The sequence below is a fragment of the Pseudohongiella nitratireducens genome, assembly GCF_001642735.1.
Lineage (GTDB): Bacteria > Pseudomonadota > Gammaproteobacteria > Pseudomonadales > Pseudohongiellaceae > Pseudohongiella > Pseudohongiella nitratireducens.
In genome coordinates this window covers 163,283-179,734 of record NZ_LWHM01000031.1, presented here as the reverse complement: position 1 = coordinate 179,734, position 16,452 = coordinate 163,283, and the positions used below count along the sequence as shown (strand labels likewise).

Here is a 16,452-nt window from a genome sequence, read left to right as displayed (position 1 = left end):
TCAGCCTGAAACCGGCTTTTTTTGCAGTTTCCGTTGCAGTGTCCGGCGGTGCATTTTCAACTGTCGGGCAGTCTCGGAAATATTACCGTGGTTTTCTTTCAGTACTTTCTGGATATGCTCCCATTCCAGGCGGCGGACTGACATCGGTTCCTGAATGGAGTTAGGTCTGTGTTCTGAATCTGCAAGCTCGGTACTGGTCTCTCTTGTTACACCTAACGCAGATAATATCTCACTGACATCAGCGGGTTTTGCCAGATAATTGTCAGCTCCCAGTTTGATGGCTTCAACAGCTGTGGCAATACTGGCGTAACCAGTCAGCATCAGGATGGATGCTTCCGGGTTGAGCTTGCGTAACGCGGGTATAAGCTCAAGCGAGGACTCTCCTGACAGGTTCAGGTCGACGATGGCGTTATCAAAGCGCTGTGACTCAATAATCATTCTGGCCTGGTCAAGTGAGCTGGCGTGATCTACCGCAAATTCACGGCGGGTCAGCGCCCTGGACAGTACGGAAGCAAATACCTCGTCGTCTTCCACCAAGAGCAGACTTCCTAATGGTTTGCTGGGCGTCATCGTCTGATTGTCCACGGTTTAATCCTCTTGATAGGAATCCGGAGAGGTAGCCGAACTGTCCGAGGTTGCTAGCGGCACCCTGATCAGGGTTCGCGCGCCACCGCCGGGTTTGTTATACATTTCAATAGTACCGTTGTGTCGCTGGATTGAGGCATTGGCCAGAAAAATCCCTAATCCCATGTTGCCCTGCTTGGTGGAGATGAAGGGGTCTCCCATGTTTTCCATGACCTGGGTTGGAATACCGGGGCCATCATCCTCAATGTCTATGAGTAGCATCTCTGGTTGTCGTTCATCGCGGGCAAAAGACACGCTGACTTCTTTCAAGGCGGCGCGAATCGCATTTTCAATGATATTGATAATGGCATGGCGAATTGTCAGGTCATGATTGACCGTTGCTTCCAGACAGTCGTTACTGATGTTGAACTCAACAGGAGCCTTGGGGTGGATGTTGGTAATATAGTCAGCAATTTCCGATTGCATCCGGGCAATCGTTTCCTGCTGATTCTGCTCACCGGATTTATGATAATAGCCGGTGAGCTGGTCAAGGGAGCGTCGGCAGCGTTTGACTTGCTCGCGCAGCAGTTGCGTATCTTCTGTTGATAAATCCTCTGCGTCGGAAAGCAAAACAGACATCGTTGACAGGGGTGTCCCCAGCGCATGAGCCGTCCCTGCAGCCAGCGTGCCTATTGCTACCAGTTGCTCGTTGCGCATCTCATTTTCCCGAAATGATGCCAGCGTCATTTCACGGGTTCTGATCGCGGAGGCCATCCGGCCGACAAACAGTGTAATCAGCAGCGCGCTGACCATAAATGTCACCCACATGCCGACCAGGTGGGTCTGGAAGCTTTGCATCATGTGGCTGCTGTGCACATCAGTGGTCATGCCGATAACCAGAAAAGTGGTGTAAACGGCCATGGCTATCAAGGCAAACAGGCTCGCCCAGACTGTGCTCAGCAGCGTAGCAGCGACGGCCAGTGTGACCAGCAAATAGGAAATAAGCGGGTTGGATGCGCCGCCGGTAAAGATCAGCAAGAAAACGATCAGTGCGACATCCAGGAACAGGTTGAGTATCAGCTCGTTCTGGGTGATCAGGCTGGCGTGACGCACTCGCCAGGCGCCAATCGCCAGAGAGATGGTAATAACCAGCAACAGCACTGCTACTGCCGGGAACGGTAATGCCAGAGGTGAGAAAGCATGAAAGACAAATGTGCCGATCAGACCTGCCAGTGTCACCAGGCCGCGTAATAGCAGCAGGCGCTGCAGGCCGACGCGTGTGGACCCTCGACGCTCCCCGGTTCTAAGCGCGAACAGACTGCGCTGATTGTAATCCTGTACTTTAGTCATTGTCTGAATTCTATCGTATAATTCCTGCCATGGAGACAGGTCTGCAACAATTGCTTTACCCGTTAAATATATATGCTACAGGCATGCTGCGGGATCAAGGAAGAATATCTTATCTTTCCTATGGTTGGGTAGGCGGCGAATTGTCGCAGGCAGTCACGCCACTGGAAGCGCAACAGGCACTGGCAGATCAGATTCTGGCGCTGGTCAATAAACCAGCCGGCTCCCGGGTGCTGGATATTGGCTGTGGTACCGGACAACTCATGCTGGCGTTATCGGGCAGCGGTTTTGAAGTCCATGGTATCGATAATAATGCGCAGGCTGTGGCTTTGGCCCGCGATACAGTTCGGTCATCTGGTCTTTCAGCAAACGTCATACACGATGATTTTTCGCGAGCCTGGCAATCGATGGAGGCCGGTGGCTTCGATGTTGTCATTTTGCAGAACAGTTTTCGATATTTCCCTTCCTCATTGATCTTTTCCGCGGCGCTTCATTTGTTAGCGCCAGGTGGGCGGCTGATTATCTCGGAAGAGTTTGACGTGGAGCACGCTGAACACCGGAAACAACGAGAATTACCCGCTCTGGATTACACATTGGCAGAAGCTGAACGCAACGGTTTGCAGCTCTCCCGACGCATGGATTTAAGTGCAGGTGTTATCGGTTTTATGCAAGATTTCAGTGCTCGCCTGGAACGTCAGGCCGCTGGCATGATTGCAGATCACCTGATGAGTGAGTCGACCTGGCAGCAAGTACAGCAGGGCATCGAGCATGACCTCACCGAGATGCAGCAGGGGAACAGGTCGCATCAGTTATTGCAGCTTGATATGTCGTCCTACGATCCGGACCGAGTCACGGAACGCCCTCTGATTATTCCTGCTGAACTTAAATCATCAACAGATTATGCCGCCTTGTTTGAAGCGTGCTTCGACAGCCCGTTTTCGGCAGACTTATGGCAATGGAAGTACGGTGAGGGGCGGGGTGCTTCGGTTGCAGCCCTAAAAGAAGGGCGGTTAGTTGCTCATTATGGCGGCATCGTCAGAGCAATAGTGTATTTTGGAACCCCCGAAAGCGCTGTTCAGATCGGTGATGTGATGGTGCTGCCCAAAGAACGCGGGTTTTTTAGTCGCAGTGGTTTGTTTTTCAGAACCGCTACCGCAATGCTGGAGCAGCATGCGGGGTATGCCGCCAGACATTTACTGGGGTTCGGTTTTCCCAATATCAAGGCCATGCATGTGGCACTGCGATTAAAACTTTATCAGAAGACTGATGACCTGGTTTCCCTGACCCTGAAACCGGAAATTGCCCGGGAGGCCACAGAAAGCGCTTTGCCAGTGCAGGCCAAAGACTGGTCAACGATTGAAGATAACTGTATTAACCATGTCTGGGAGCGAATGAAATCAAGCCTGACAGATGGCATCGTGGGGGTCAGGGATGCTGACTATGTGCGTTTTCGCTATCAGCAACGTCCTGGTCAGGATTATCAGTTATTGGTGGTCGATGAAGAAGGAAAGACACCTGGCTTGGTAGTGTATCGTCGCCATGGTGAGCAGGAAATGGTGATGGATGTGATAGCCGCGGCAGATGATGTCCAGGCTGTATTGCAGGCAGCGATGCGGTATGTGGAGGGTCAGGGTCGGGAGATGTTCTGCTGGATAACCCGAGGGCAGTTGCAACGGTTTGGCACAGAAAACTTCCTGGTCGCAGATACGGCCATTCAGATTCCCTGTAATGCCTGGAGTCGCGGACCGGACGTAGAATCTTTACAAGGGGCTTGGTGGCTGACGGCAGGCGATACTGATTTTCTGTAAAGGTTTGCTACCGGCTACAGCAAAGATCACCGGTGCAAGGGCAGGACGTTTTGTGGCGTCACTGTGCGACACACGGTTGTGCCGCACAGCGTTGGCCAAACTATCAGATATTATCCGGTAATGCTCTGGCAGATCAGAATTTGAGTTCCAGACTCAGTCTGACATTACGTGGTTCAGCCGGATGGAAATGGATATCTTCAACTTCTCCGGCTTCACCCGGCAGGCGCGAAGCGTAGTAGTAGCTGATATCGTAATCATCACTGTCGAGTATGTTTAAGACTTCCAGGCTGGCACTGATGTTCTCGCTGAAAGCATAACTGACCTGTCCATTGGTCAGGAACGTACCATCGGTTCGCACCGAATTATCTTCGTTCAATGGCGCCTCTCCCAGATATCGTAAACGCAGCCCGGCAGTCCAGGGGCCGAGATTTTCCAGCGTCAGTCCCATCGACGCGGTTTTCTCGACAGCATTTGGGATCCGGTCGTCACTGCCAACATCACGCATGTGAGCATTGGTATAAGTGAAATCAGCATCCATCAGCAACCAGTCGGTTGGTGTATAGAGTACGCTGACTTCCGCACCTTCACGGTCGCTGCCTGTCAGCGCTTCAGTACTGCCTGCATCGCCGACGTATATCAATTCGGAAGACATGCGCATTTTGAACGCAGTGACTGAGAGCTGGGTTTTAGGTATCAGCGCAGTTCGGAAACCTGCCTCTATGCTTCTGGCTTCGGCCAGCGGGTCAACCGGATCGACTGGCGTGCCGTCTGGTGCAAAACGGGCAGTAGCGCCGCGTGCATCATTACTGTGAAAGCCCTGGCCAGCGCTGATGAAAGTCTCAACACCGTCCATGGGTGCATAGATCAGGCTGAGTTTAGGGCTCACTAATGTGTCGTCGCCTTTGCCCGAATTACTCCCCAGCAGGTCATCAACTTCGTAGCGGTAGTGATCTGCGCGAACAGCCGCTACTGTCCGGATGGTATCGGACCAGCGACTCTCCAGGCTCAGATAGGCACTGCTGATGGACTGTTCAACTTCATCATCACGAACACTGGCGTAACGTTCGCGAGCTTCAGTCTGATGCAAGCCAACACGGATGTCATCATAACGATGTTGGACCCCTGCCGTCAGTGTGGAAGGGATGGCTGCATCGGCCAGCGCGAGTCGGTAAGCACTATCGAAACCGGCAACCTTGCGACTGTCTTTCTGCTGGAACTGATCGCCACGAACCGGATCAGCCGCGAAATAAGTGAAATTGGAATACAGGTCCAGTCCATAATCCATCAGGTAGCTGTTGAATTCCCAGCTACGGTTGCTATCCAGTTGCTGATCAAAATTCAGTGACAGGCTGTAGCGGTTGGATTTGCCTGCGTCACTGGGGTCGATGTTGCCCCATTCACTGATCTGTCCGGATTGCACGGCACGCATGGGAATCTGGTCACTGGCCTGCCACTCATTGTTGTAGGTCATCAGGGAAACACCCAGGTTATAGGTTTCATCGCCTTCGTGGTATTTCAGCAACAGATTCTGTTTATCCAGATCCTGGTCAAGGTCCCAGGGTCCGTTGTACCGGGTGACTGCACCGGCAATGGTAATAGCACCTGCACCAGCATCGACGCTTTGCCCGGCGAACAGACGCTGGTAATCATACTCACCCAGCGTCAGGTGAGCGCGTCCCTGGTTAAGACGGTCAGCGTATGCAATGTCGGCGCTGCCAGCAGTGGCGAAATCACCTTTATTACCGTAATAAGGCCCCTTGCGATAACGCATCGAGTTGACCAGCTCCGGAATAATGAAATTCATGTCGGCATACCCATGGCCATGTGCATGGGTCGACATGTTCACAGGCATGCTATCCAGTGAGATGGCAAAGTCAGTGCCGTGATCCAGATTAAAACCGCGTACAAAATACTGATTGGCTTTGCCTTCACCGCTATGCTGGGTGGCGATCATGCCAGGAACAAATTCGAGCAATTCAGCTGTACGGGAAATCGGGCGCTGCTCAAGCTGCTGGCTGAACACCATGCCTTCAGTCGCAGTTTGTGTATCTCCGGAAAGGCGGAAGTCATTGCCCAGTACCAGGACTTCCTGGATGTCATTTTCGCTGGCTGATGATTGCGCCAGTACATGAGCAGAGCTCAGCAGCAGTAATGCTGCTGGCAGTTGGTAAGTCAACTTCATTGTTGTTGTTCCCCTTGAGTAGGTTCGGGTATATTGTTGTTTTTAGAACCCGCTTGTATGGTGTACGTGAATTATACTGGCCGAGGGGCAGGGTTTTTTGTAAGATTCTGAAATATAATATAATTATATAAGTTTTGGTGGCCGATACTGAGTCGGTTTTTAACGCAATTGACGGAGTCGGCGCGGCCGGGTAGCTACAACTCATGATCAAAACACGCTCATCTTCCAACATCATGCCTACTAACCTGGGTGAGCTGGAATTGCAGGTTATGCAGGTTCTGTGGCAACAATCACACCTGGATGCCAAAAAATTCCGAGAAGGTTTGCAGGGCGTCAGAGTGCCGTCTTTAAGTACCGTGCAATCTGCATTGGAGCGTTTACACCGGAAAGATTATGTCGCCCGTCTCAAACAAGGCCATGCCTTTACCTACCACGCTACTGTGAGTCGTGGGAATCTACTGGGCAGGATGATGGGCGAGGTGATTCAACTTCTCCATGATGGGAAAATGGAAACCATACTCAGCAGTTTTGTCCAGGTAGCCTCCGATATGGATGAGGTCTCGCTGGATCGGCTTGAGCAACTCATTCAGCGCCATAAAAACCAGGATGGAGAGTAATGTCATGCTGAGCCTGGCGGGCAGCTTTTCCCTGGTTTGGCTACTTATCTGGCTGGTGCTGTCCTGCCTGTTTGGTCTGATTTATCCCTTATTACGTAATGGTTTTCGTCGCATTCATCCAGGTCAGGGGAGTGTGCTGTTACTTTATTTCTGGTCTGGCCCGGTCATTTTGAGTCTGGTGACAACCCTGTTGTTGTTTATAGCGCCGCTGGAAGGCGTGGTTGTCAGCGATCACTGTCACGGCGACTGCGGCGACCATGTGCCATTGATTAACTCCCCCTGGCTTGCCGGAACCGGCCTTGCTTTACTGGTGATTGTGGTTGTGGCGCTTGCGATCCATTTCTCTGCTGCATTGTTCCGGGGTATCAAAATGCGTCGTCGACTCAAAATGCTGACGACACCGGACAAAGGTTTTCAACGGGTGAATACCGGTGTTGCGGCTGTGTTCACGTTAGGCTGGTGGCGGCCAGAGGTCTATGTCAGCAGTGCGCTGTTATCGCATTGTCAGGAACAGGACTTGTCGGTCATCCTCGCGCACGAAAAGGCACATTTAATGCGTCGTGATAATCTGGCTCTGCTATTGGTCAGAGTGTTCACGCTAATGTTGCCAAGGCGCTGGCAGTCGGATGTTCTGGCGGATATGCACCTGCTTTGTGAGCAGGCTTGTGACTTTGTTTCAGCCAGGCGCCATAAGCCTGTGCAGGTCGCCGAGACACTGGTGCGCATTGGCCGGTTGCTGAAATCGCAAAGCTCCCGATACGAAGCGCTGACCAGTCATTTTGATGGTAGTGATCTGGAGCTTCGGGTGCAGGCGTTGCTGGATATTTCTCAGCGCAAGCGACTTGCCAACTGGCAGCTGGGTATGCTGCTCGGCCTGACAGCGATCCTGCTTTACTGTGCACTCAGTCCCTTACATCATGGTGTTGAATGGCTCATCGAGCTGCTGGAAACGTATGGGAGCTAGTGCAAATTTTCCCTGAAATCTGGATATTTGCGGTATCGCGCATTGGCCCGGCATTTTACTTTGTCGATGTGACCATGGCGGTATTGGAGAATTGTGTGATGTCTTTCAGGTCAAAACTGCTTTTTCTGATGTTAGCAGCCGGTGTTACTTTGCATTCGGCTGTGGCTCAGGATATGCAGTCCCAGCCTGAAGGCGAAACGGCTCCTACTTTTGACAGCATTTTTCAACGTACAGTCGAGCAGATTGAACTGGATCGAACTTTTCGCTGGCTGGAAGAGCAGCGGGATGATATGTCGCGTCGCGTTTCTCTGGTAGGTCGCAACCTGGATGACTGGCTGGCAGGAGAGGTTGTCGGTGAACGGACTAATGAGAGTTATGTCCGATTGAAACTGAATCAGCGGGTCGGACACAAAGATACCTATTATTCGAATGTGCGAATCAGTGGCAGGGTGGATCTGCCCCGGGCGTCAGAGCGCTGGAAACTGATTTTCGAGTCGGAAACACAGGAGAATAATTCGCTGCGTGATCAGCGTCTGAGTAACATCAATGCATCATCGTTTACAGGGGGCTTCAGCTATGAGCACCCTGAACGTAATGGCTGGCGTTTCAACCATGATGTCGGATTGAAAGCCAGAATACCGCTGGATCCATTTTATCGTTTCCGAATCCGTTTTGACCGGGATATCAGCGAAGAGTGGTATGCCGGAATTAATACCAAGCTATTTTACTTTCATAACGACGGTTGGGGGCAGGACTCGCGCTTTTATCTGAACCGTATTTTCAACCCTTCGCTCAATCTCAGAATTCAGACTGAGGTCAATTACCGGCATAAAGAGCGTTTGACTGAATTTGGACAGTCGCTTTCTCTGCATCATCAGCTAGGAGATCTGGAGACGTTGACTTATGAGATGGGTTTGATCGGTCAGAACAGGCCGATCTCAAAAGTCGATAACTACTACATGCAGATGGTGTATCGTCGGGCTGTGTATGAAGACTGGCTGGTGATGGAGCTGGTGCCGCAGCTGATCAGTGAGGAGCACCATAACTGGGATATTGATCCGCGTGTTCAGTTAAACCTGGAAGTTTACTTTTTTGATCCCTCCCAGGCTTCAAACCGGGTTTCTCAATAACGCACCCCGGTTATTCGCAATCATCAGTGATGATTCAGCAGCTATCTTGCAGCAATGTTTATGTTGCAGTTATGTTAGAGGGCGTCGTTACCAGATTCGCCGGTGCGGATACGAATGCTTTGCTCCAGGGCTGTGACGAAGATTTTACCATCGCCAATATGGCCAGTGTTTGCAGCTTTGCAAATAGCTTCGATAGCCATCTCTACCTGATCATCAGCGACAGCAACCTCCACCTTGGATTTGGGCAGGAAATCGACAACATACTCAGCGCCGCGATACAGTTCAGTATGCCCTTTCTGACGGCCGAACCCTTTCACTTCTGTCATTGTCATGCCATTGACGCCGATTTCAGATAACGCTTCACGCACGTCGTCGGATTTGAATGGTTTAATAATGGCGGTAATCAGTTTCATCCTGCATCTCCGGCGAGGCAATAATTGCTTTCAAGGGTGCGAACTTTAGCATGAACAGCCAGATTAGACCAAGCAAGTCATCGTTGCGGTCAAGGAATATACTCAAGGGCAGGGGCGGATAGTGGAACCTTGAGAGAGTCGAGCCAGCGTCCCAGGTCCTGCCAGTCCAGCTGGAAGACATGACTGCCGTTATTGATGAGTTCTGCGTCCACGTTGGCGTTGGCGCGAGTCAGCCGTAGCATCATGCCCGGCAGTTGCTCATCCCAGTTAAAGGTGTCGCCCTCTGCAATGCGCAGATAGATAGGAAGATCGTGCAGGTTGTCAAACTCAAGTCCTGGTCGTAGCACGCCGGGGGCCGCAATCACGCCAAGGTACTGAGTTGGCTCTTGCGTGGCAATTTCCAGGGCGGCAGAGCCGCCCGATGACACCCCGACCAGCAGGGATTTGCCATACATCACTTTTTCGTCTTTTTGTAATTTGGCAATTACCTTGGGGATGCGCTTGGCATTTTCTCCCGTGAAAGGTTTGCTGTCTGGTGAGACGGGTACTGCGATAGCCCAGCCGTGCTCAGCCAGTTTGCGCCCGAGCCAGAACTGGGCGCGGGCAATGTACTCGTTGCCCGTGCCCCCGGAAATCAGAATAGTCAGTGGCCATGGCCCGTCACCGTGATCGTCAGGTTCAAACAAAAAAACCTTTATGTCACTGCCGTCATCCAGCGTGATGTTCAACAGCCTTTCGGTAGCACTGGCTGGTGATGAATAGATCAGCGTGAGCAGTGCTATTGAAAAAAGTGCTGTCAGTATTTGTTTCGGTACGACTTTCATGAAAATTGGTATCACACGGTACGCTGTAAATTGAAGAAACGAATTACTCAGTAAAAAAAGCAAAATAAATAAAAAAAATATCAAGTCGTCATGCTATAAAATTCATAAATCACAACATGTGTCACATGGCGTAGCCGTGTATCAGGCCTGAAACTAAGCCATGACTTGCAAACTTAGATTAACAGATCAGAATTGCATAGACAGGGCAGAAACGACCAATCACACTCGACATTCGATAGCCGACCGGATTTTGCCTATAGGCCGATGACTTCCATGCGTTCACTTTGTGAGACGACGACACGAACGCCATCTGTCGTGATAAAGAAGTCGTCGTGCAGATCTTTTCGTCTGACCCGGTAGACCACTGGAGAGGCACTGCCTGAATCGTGCAGTAAAATGGTGAGTTCTTGTTGTTGTTCTCGCCAGCTCCAAAGCGTCCATGCCATGGCGCTGACCAAAATTGTTGTCATGACGATCCAAAACAGGATGGTAAGCCGGTTCTTGCGACTGGCCTGTTTCTGCGTCATTTGTTCGGCCTGGCCCAGGAAAGCGGTGACTTTGGTGCTGCCTGAAGCCTGTTCCGATTGTCTGCCCGATGCAGCAGAATGATTTGCTGCTCTTCGGCGATAACGCAGGTAAATAACAGCGACCACCATGACGAGCAGGGTAATCAGCAATTTGCTTAGCATAACTGTTTCGCTGTCTGATTCGAAGGGCGCATCATACCTTTGTCAACGCCCTGGCGCCAGTCTGCAGGATTGTCGCCAGCCGGTCATGCTGACATAATCTCAGGAAAAACAGGTCATAGGGGTGCAGGTGTATGCAGGAACATCAAACCGGTGTCTGGCGGAAGTTGCTGGGAGGGCTCTGTTTACTGGGCAGTCTGTGCTGTCTGCTGGCAGCGCTGGCGACAGTAATTAACCTGGGCTTTATATTCATGCGCCCTGATTCCATTTCAGTGGCCAATACCTTTGTTGGCCAGTTTGTCGTCATTGTGGCTGCGTTAGTCCTGTCCCGCTGGCTTTTCCGCACGGGTCGACAGCTGCTTAGCAGTGGTGGGAACATGGGCGGAGACGCGTTATAATCGCCGTTTTTTACGGCGCCGATGCAATGACCTCTGGCAAGCAACTGAAGACACTCGATGGTTTCCGTGAAACCTATGGCGGTTGTGTGGCCAGTATTGGCAAGTTTGACGGGGTTCATCGTGGGCATTTGCAGATTGTCAGACAGCTAAATGCGCATGCGCAACAATATAATGTGCCTTCGCTGGTCATTGTGATTGAACCGCACCCGGAAGAGTTTTTTGCTGAAGACGTCCGCGATTGCCCGCCCCGGTTGAGTGAGGCTGCTGAGAAGGTAGATTTACTTAAGAACGCCGAGGCCGACCTGATTTATCTGCTGCGCTTTGACGAGGCCTTGTGTCAGCTTTCGCCGGAGGCCTATGTTACTGAGATACTGGCAGAAACGCTTAATGTTCAGTGTTTGATTATCGGCAATGATTTCCGTTTTGGGCATCAGCGTCGGGGCGACTATGCACTCCTGCAGGTGATGGGAGAACAGCATGGCTTCTCGGTGGTGGAGACCGAGAGCGTACAGCTCGGTGAACAGCGGATCAGCAGTACGTTTATCCGCGAATGCCTGGCGAAGGCCGACTTCCGGACTGTCGAAGCGGCCCTGGGCCGAGCCTACAGTATTGGTGGGCGTGTCATGAAAGGGCGCCAGTTAGGCCGACAGCTCGGTTTTCCGACTGCCAACCTGGCATTGAATCGACGTAATATTCCGCTGCACGGGGTCTATGCCTGCTGCTGCGAGATCCGCACAGCAACGGGTCAGGAACAGTCTGTGCGCGGAGTTGCAAATATCGGCTACCGGCCGACGGTGGAAAAGCAGGGCGAAGCCATGCTGGAAGTTCACCTGCTGGATTTTGAACAGGATATATATGATGCCGATATGACGGTGACGTTTTGTCATCTGGTCAGACCGGAACAGAAATTTGACTCTCTCGAGCAGTTGCAGGCTCAGATTGCCCGTGACATTGAGGCTGCTAAAGCCTGGTTTGCCACACAATCGGCCGATGCTGACTCTGAACCAACAAGTGATGTGAAATGAGTGACTATAAACAGACCCTGAATTTGCCCAATACCGACTTTCCGATGAAAGCCAGCCTGTCTCAACGTGAGCCGGGTATGCTGAAGCGCTGGCAGGACATGAACCTGTACCAGGAAATTCGTCGCGTCAGTAAAGGTCGTCCCTCTTTCATTCTTCATGATGGCCCTCCTTACGCCAACGGTGATCTTCACTTGGGTCATTCAGTAAACAAAACGCTGAAAGACATCATCGTCAAGGCCCGAACGCTGGCTGGTTATGACGCGCCTTATGTGCCGGGCTGGGACTGTCATGGTCTGCCGATCGAGCACAACGTCGAGAAAAAGAAAGGCAAAGCTGGCCAGAAGATCTCTTATGCCGATTTCCGCAAGGCCTGCCGTGATTATGCCAGTCGCCAGGTAGATAACCAGATGAAAGATTTCGTGCGTCTGGGCGTAATTGGTGACTGGGAAAACCCCTACCTGACCATGAACTTTGATACCGAGGCGAACATCGTTCGCGCTCTGGGTCGAATCGTCGAAAACGGTCACCTGGTGAAAGGGTTCAAACCGGTTTACTGGAGTGTGGTCGGCGCGTCGGCGCTGGCCGAGGCCGAGGTTGAGTACCAGGATAAAACATCCTTTGCCATAGATGTGCGTTTTCCACTGGTGGATGCGGCTGCCTGGCTGTCTGCATTTGGCGCTGACAGCAATACCCTGGCAGCGCTGCCATCATCGCTGGTTATCTGGACGACAACACCGTGGACATTGCCCTCCAACCAGGCTGTCAGCCTTAATGCAGACCTGGAATACAGCCTGGTCAAAGTGAACGTGCCGCCCAGTGCGGGTGATGACAGTGAAGGCGCTGAACCGGATACCTCTGTCGCCTTGCAGAATGCCGGGCAGGGCGATGAGTTGCTGGTTCTGGCTACAGATATGGTCGAATCAGTTATGCAGCGCTACGGCATCGAGAGCTGGGAAACGATTGGTATTGCCCGTGGTAATGCGCTGGAAAGCAAGTTGCTGCAACACCCCTTTGTCGACAAGCAGGTTCCCGTGCTGCTGGGCGACCATGTGACAACCGATGCCGGTACCGGTGCCGTACATACGGCTCCCGATCACGGTATGGAAGACTTTGTTGTCGGCCAGGCCTATGGGCTGAAGACACTGAACTTGGTTGATGAAAACGGTGTTTTTGCCGACGCGGCAGGTGAGCTGGCCGGTGTGCATGTCTACAAGGCGGATGAGCAGGTGCTGGATATTCTGCGCCGCGAATCAGCACTGGTGCACATGGAAAAAATCCACCATAGCTATCCGCACTGCTGGCGCACCAAAACACCGCTGATCTATCGGGCAACACCGCAGTGGTTCATCAGCATGACAGAGAATGGTCTGCTGGATAAATCACTGGCAGCTGTCGAGGGCGTGCAATGGATTCCAGATTGGGGTAAAGCCCGTATTGAACTGATGCTCAAAGGCAGCCCTGACTGGTGTGTATCGCGTCAGCGCACCTGGGGCGTGCCGATCACGCTGTTTGTTGCCAAAGCCGATGGCAGTCTGCACCCGGAAACTCCCCGTTTAATCGAGGAAGTCGCCAAACGCATTGAAGCGGAAGGTATTGAAGCCTGGTTTGAGCTGGATGCTGCCGAGTTACTGGGTGATGAGGCGGATCAGTACAACAAAGTCAGCGATACTCTGGATGTCTGGTTTGATTCGGGTGTGACGCACTTTTCAGTACTGGCACAGCGGGAAGAGTTGTCGTTCCCGGCCGATCTGTACCTGGAAGGGTCCGATCAGCACCGCGGCTGGTTTCAGTCCTCGCTGAAAACCTCGATCGCAATGAACGGTGTGGCACCTTACCGCCAGGTATTGACGCACGGTTTTACGGTGGACTCCAAGGGCTACAAAATGTCCAAGTCGCTGGGAAATACGATTTCTCCCCAGGAAATCTTTAACCAGTATGGCGCGGATATCCTGCGACTCTGGGTGGCGGCGACGGATTACCGTGGTGAGATCCCCATGTCCCAGGAGATCCTCAAGCGTATTGCCGATGCCTATCGACGTATCCGCAACACCGCACGGTTTATGCTCGCCAACATGAGTGGTTTTGAACCGACCCAGGATGTGGTGGCAGCTGAAGACATGCTGGCACTGGATCACTGGATCTGCCGGCGTGCCCAGCAGCTTCGCGACGAAGTCATGGCCGAATATGAGCAATATCAGTTCCTCAACTTGTACCAGAAAATACACCATTTCTGTGTCATCGAACTGGGCAGTTTCTACCTGGATATCGTTAAGGATCGCCAGTACACCACCAAGGGTGACAGTCTGGCGCGACGCTCTACACAGACAGCGATGTATCACGTTAGCGAAATACTGGTGCGTCTGATCGCTCCTGTGCTGAGTTTCACAGCTGACGAAATCTGGCAGTCGTTACCGGGCGAGCGTCCGGCATCGGTATTCTTGTCACTGTTTGCTGACGGCTTGCCGACACTGGCGCCTCACGGTGAGTTTGATGATGCTTACTGGACCAAGGTGATGGCGGTGAAAACCGCGGTAAACAAAGAACTTGAGCGTCAGCGTGCCGAGAAACGTGTCGGTGCGGCGTTGTCTGCGGAAGTGGTATTGTACTGTGATGAAAGCCTGAAAGCCGAATTGACCCGGCTCGGTGATGAGCTGCGCTTTGTGCTGATTGTCTCCGCTGCCACGGTTGAAGATGCCGCAACCGCTAACGGTGCCGATGCAGTGGCAACGGAAGTGGAAGGGCTGACAATCCGTGTGACAGCCAGCGACAGCGAGAAATGCGTACGTTGCTGGCATCACCGTCCCGATGTGGGCAGTGATGAAGCTCATCCTGAGCTGTGCCAGCGCTGTGTTACCAATATTGATGGTGACGGGGAAGAACGTCTCTATGCCTGAACAAACGCAACTGGCTGAAATTTCTGCTGGCGCCCGGGTTACCCTGAATTTTGAGCTGGCGCTGACAGATGGCGAAGTCATCGATAGTAACTACGGCCGTGATCCGGTTACTTTTGTGATTGGTGACGGCAATATGCTGCCGGGGTTTGAAGCCGCCCTGGAGGGACTTTCCCAGGGCGACAGCGTGGAAATCACGCTGGCCCCGGAAATGGCTTTTGGTGCCGTTAATCCGGAAAACGTACAAAGCATGCCAAGACAACGCTTTTCGGGCCTGCTGGCCAATACCACAGACCCTGTACAGGAAGGCACGGTGCTGTCCTTTACCGATGCCAATGGCAATGACATGCCGGGTATTGTCAGGCAGATCGGTGAACTGAATATCGTCATCGATTTTAATCATCCGCTGGCCGGACATGATATTGTGTTTAAAGCGGATATCCATGCGGTCATTCCGCCGGGTACGCAAACAGTCAATATCCAGTCCGTCTGACGGCAGGAGCAAGCAGGTTTTATGTCCGATATGGCTAATGAATCGACAGTGTCAGCAGTTTCTCATCACACACCCGGACAGCAACCGTCCGGCGATGCACAAATTCGCCTGGCCAACCCGCGTGGTTTTTGTGCCGGTGTGGATCGTGCCATTGATATTGTGAATCGGGCGCTGGATGTTTATGGCGCGCCAATCTATGTACGGCATGAAGTGGTTCACAACAAGTTTGTGGTCGATACCTTGCGCAAGCGCGGTGCCATCTTTGTGGATGAGCTTGAAGACGTCCCGGTGACAGATGAGCGTGGTCGCCAGCCTATCGTGATATTCAGTGCCCATGGGGTGTCCAAAGCGGTTGTGCTGGAGGCAGAAAGTCGCGGCTTTAAGATCTTCGATGCTACCTGCCCGCTGGTCACCAAAGTCCACCTTGAAGTGGCCAAGTTCAGTAAAGAAGGGCGTGAATGCATCCTGATCGGTCATGCCCGTCATCCGGAAGTGGAGGGCACCATGGGGCAGTATGATCGTTCCAATGGTGGTGAGATCTATCTGGTCGAGTCCGTGGAAGATGTGCAAACACTGGCGGTCAAAGATGCCTCAAAACTGGCTTATGTCACGCAGACCACTCTGTCGATGGACGATACGGCAAAAGTGATTGATGCACTGCGTGATCGCTTCCCGTTGATTGAAGGGCCGCGCAAAAAAGATATCTGTTACGCCACGCAAAACCGTCAGGATGCGGTCAAACAGCTGGCGCTGGAATGCGAGCTGTTGCTGGTGGTCGGTTCCCCCAATAGTTCCAACTCCAATCGTCTGCGCGAACTGGCTGAACGGATGGGGTGTGAATCCTACCTGATTGACCGTGTGGGTGATTTGAAGACGGAGTGGTTTGCAGGAAAATCCCGCTTTGGTATTACCGCCGGCGCTTCCGCACCCGAAGTACTGGTCAAAGAAGTCGTTGAGAAATTGCATGAGATCACCGGTACAGCCCCTAAAGAGCTGCCCGGTGTCGAGGAAAATATCGTTTTCCGTATGCCGCGTGAGCTGGCCCACTCCCCGCAAAGCTAATCCCTCACAGCTAAGCCAGCTCAGCGATGAACTGACCTGGACGAGGGC

General features: G+C 52.4%; 15 protein-coding genes. 9 read left to right on the top strand and 6 right to left on the bottom strand.

Annotated elements, in window-relative coordinates; all coding sequences use genetic code 11:
* A complete protein-coding gene (locus PSCS_RS11255; RefSeq protein ID WP_397387373.1) occupies positions 1-585 on the bottom strand; it encodes a response regulator transcription factor in 585 nt (194 codons plus the stop codon).
* A gap of 3 nt (positions 586-588) precedes the next feature.
* Positions 589-1,914 (bottom strand): ATP-binding protein, encoded by a 1,326-nt coding sequence (locus PSCS_RS11250; RefSeq protein WP_068812189.1) that lies wholly within the window; start codon positions 1,912-1,914, stop codon positions 589-591.
* Positions 1,915-2,054: 140 nt separating this feature from the next.
* On the opposite strand from PSCS_RS11250, the gene PSCS_RS11245 reads away from it, so the two are divergent.
* A complete protein-coding gene (locus tag PSCS_RS11245) occupies positions 2,055-3,719 on the top strand; it encodes a bifunctional class I SAM-dependent methyltransferase/GNAT family N-acetyltransferase (RefSeq protein ID WP_158662857.1) in 1,665 nt (554 codons plus the stop codon).
* A gap of 133 nt (positions 3,720-3,852) precedes the next feature.
* On the opposite strand, the gene PSCS_RS11240 is transcribed toward PSCS_RS11245, so the two are convergent.
* Positions 3,853-5,901 (bottom strand): TonB-dependent receptor, encoded by a 2,049-nt coding sequence (locus PSCS_RS11240; protein WP_068812187.1) that lies wholly within the window; start codon positions 5,899-5,901, stop codon positions 3,853-3,855.
* Between the two features lie 203 nt (positions 5,902-6,104).
* Between PSCS_RS11240 and PSCS_RS11235 the strand changes: the two genes are divergently transcribed.
* The 3 genes from PSCS_RS11235 to PSCS_RS11225 are packed head-to-tail and all read left to right on the top strand — an operon-like array spanning position 6,105 to position 8,612.
* Positions 6,105-6,518 carry a BlaI/MecI/CopY family transcriptional regulator gene (locus PSCS_RS11235; RefSeq protein ID WP_068812186.1) on the top strand — a complete coding sequence of 138 codons (414 nt, stop codon included), beginning with the start codon at positions 6,105-6,107 and terminating at the stop codon, positions 6,516-6,518.
* Between the two features lie 4 nt (positions 6,519-6,522).
* Positions 6,523-7,482 (top strand): M56 family metallopeptidase, encoded by a 960-nt coding sequence (locus PSCS_RS11230; RefSeq protein ID WP_068812185.1) that lies wholly within the window; start codon positions 6,523-6,525, stop codon positions 7,480-7,482.
* The gene (locus PSCS_RS11225; protein WP_158662858.1) at positions 7,446-8,612 is read left to right on the top strand and encodes a hypothetical protein; all 1,167 of its coding nucleotides are present in this window, start codon (positions 7,446-7,448) and stop codon (positions 8,610-8,612) included. The genes PSCS_RS11230 and PSCS_RS11225 overlap by 37 nt, the downstream gene beginning before the upstream one ends.
* 74 nt (positions 8,613-8,686) lie before the next feature.
* Here the strand turns inward: PSCS_RS11225 and PSCS_RS11220 are convergent, their stop codons facing one another.
* From PSCS_RS11220 to PSCS_RS11210, 3 genes are all read right to left on the bottom strand, one after another.
* Positions 8,687-9,025, bottom strand: coding sequence for a P-II family nitrogen regulator (locus tag PSCS_RS11220; RefSeq protein ID WP_068812183.1), 339 nt, complete (start codon positions 9,023-9,025; stop codon positions 8,687-8,689).
* 89 nt (positions 9,026-9,114) lie between these two features.
* A complete protein-coding gene (locus tag PSCS_RS11215; protein WP_068812182.1) occupies positions 9,115-9,849 on the bottom strand; it encodes a dienelactone hydrolase family protein in 735 nt (244 codons plus the stop codon).
* A gap of 254 nt (positions 9,850-10,103) precedes the next feature.
* A complete protein-coding gene (locus tag PSCS_RS11210) occupies positions 10,104-10,538 on the bottom strand; it encodes a hypothetical protein (protein ID WP_068812181.1) in 435 nt (144 codons plus the stop codon).
* A 131-nt stretch (positions 10,539-10,669) separates the two neighbouring features.
* On the opposite strand from PSCS_RS11210, the gene PSCS_RS11205 reads away from it, so the two are divergent.
* From PSCS_RS11205 to ispH, 5 genes are read left to right on the top strand one after another with little or no spacing between them, the layout of a single operon-like run.
* Entirely contained in the window at positions 10,670-10,933 is a 264-nt protein-coding gene (locus PSCS_RS11205) for a hypothetical protein (RefSeq protein WP_068812180.1), read from the top strand.
* Between the two features lie 26 nt (positions 10,934-10,959).
* Positions 10,960-11,958: a bifunctional riboflavin kinase/FAD synthetase gene (ribF, locus tag PSCS_RS11200; RefSeq protein WP_068812179.1), complete on the top strand. Its 999-nt coding sequence runs from the start codon at positions 10,960-10,962 to the stop codon at positions 11,956-11,958.
* Positions 11,955-14,852 carry an isoleucine--tRNA ligase gene (gene ileS, locus PSCS_RS11195; RefSeq protein WP_068812178.1) on the top strand — a complete coding sequence of 966 codons (2,898 nt, stop codon included), beginning with the start codon at positions 11,955-11,957 and terminating at the stop codon, positions 14,850-14,852. Before ribF ends, ileS begins: the two co-directional genes overlap by 4 nt.
* The gene (locus tag PSCS_RS11190; protein WP_068812177.1) at positions 14,845-15,342 is read left to right on the top strand and encodes an FKBP-type peptidyl-prolyl cis-trans isomerase; all 498 of its coding nucleotides are present in this window, start codon (positions 14,845-14,847) and stop codon (positions 15,340-15,342) included. The genes ileS and PSCS_RS11190 overlap by 8 nt, the downstream gene beginning before the upstream one ends.
* A gap of 21 nt (positions 15,343-15,363) precedes the next feature.
* Positions 15,364-16,404 carry a 4-hydroxy-3-methylbut-2-enyl diphosphate reductase gene (gene ispH / locus PSCS_RS11185; protein WP_229694609.1) on the top strand — a complete coding sequence of 347 codons (1,041 nt, stop codon included), beginning with the start codon at positions 15,364-15,366 and terminating at the stop codon, positions 16,402-16,404.
* The last annotated feature ends 48 nt before the right edge of the window (positions 16,405-16,452 follow it).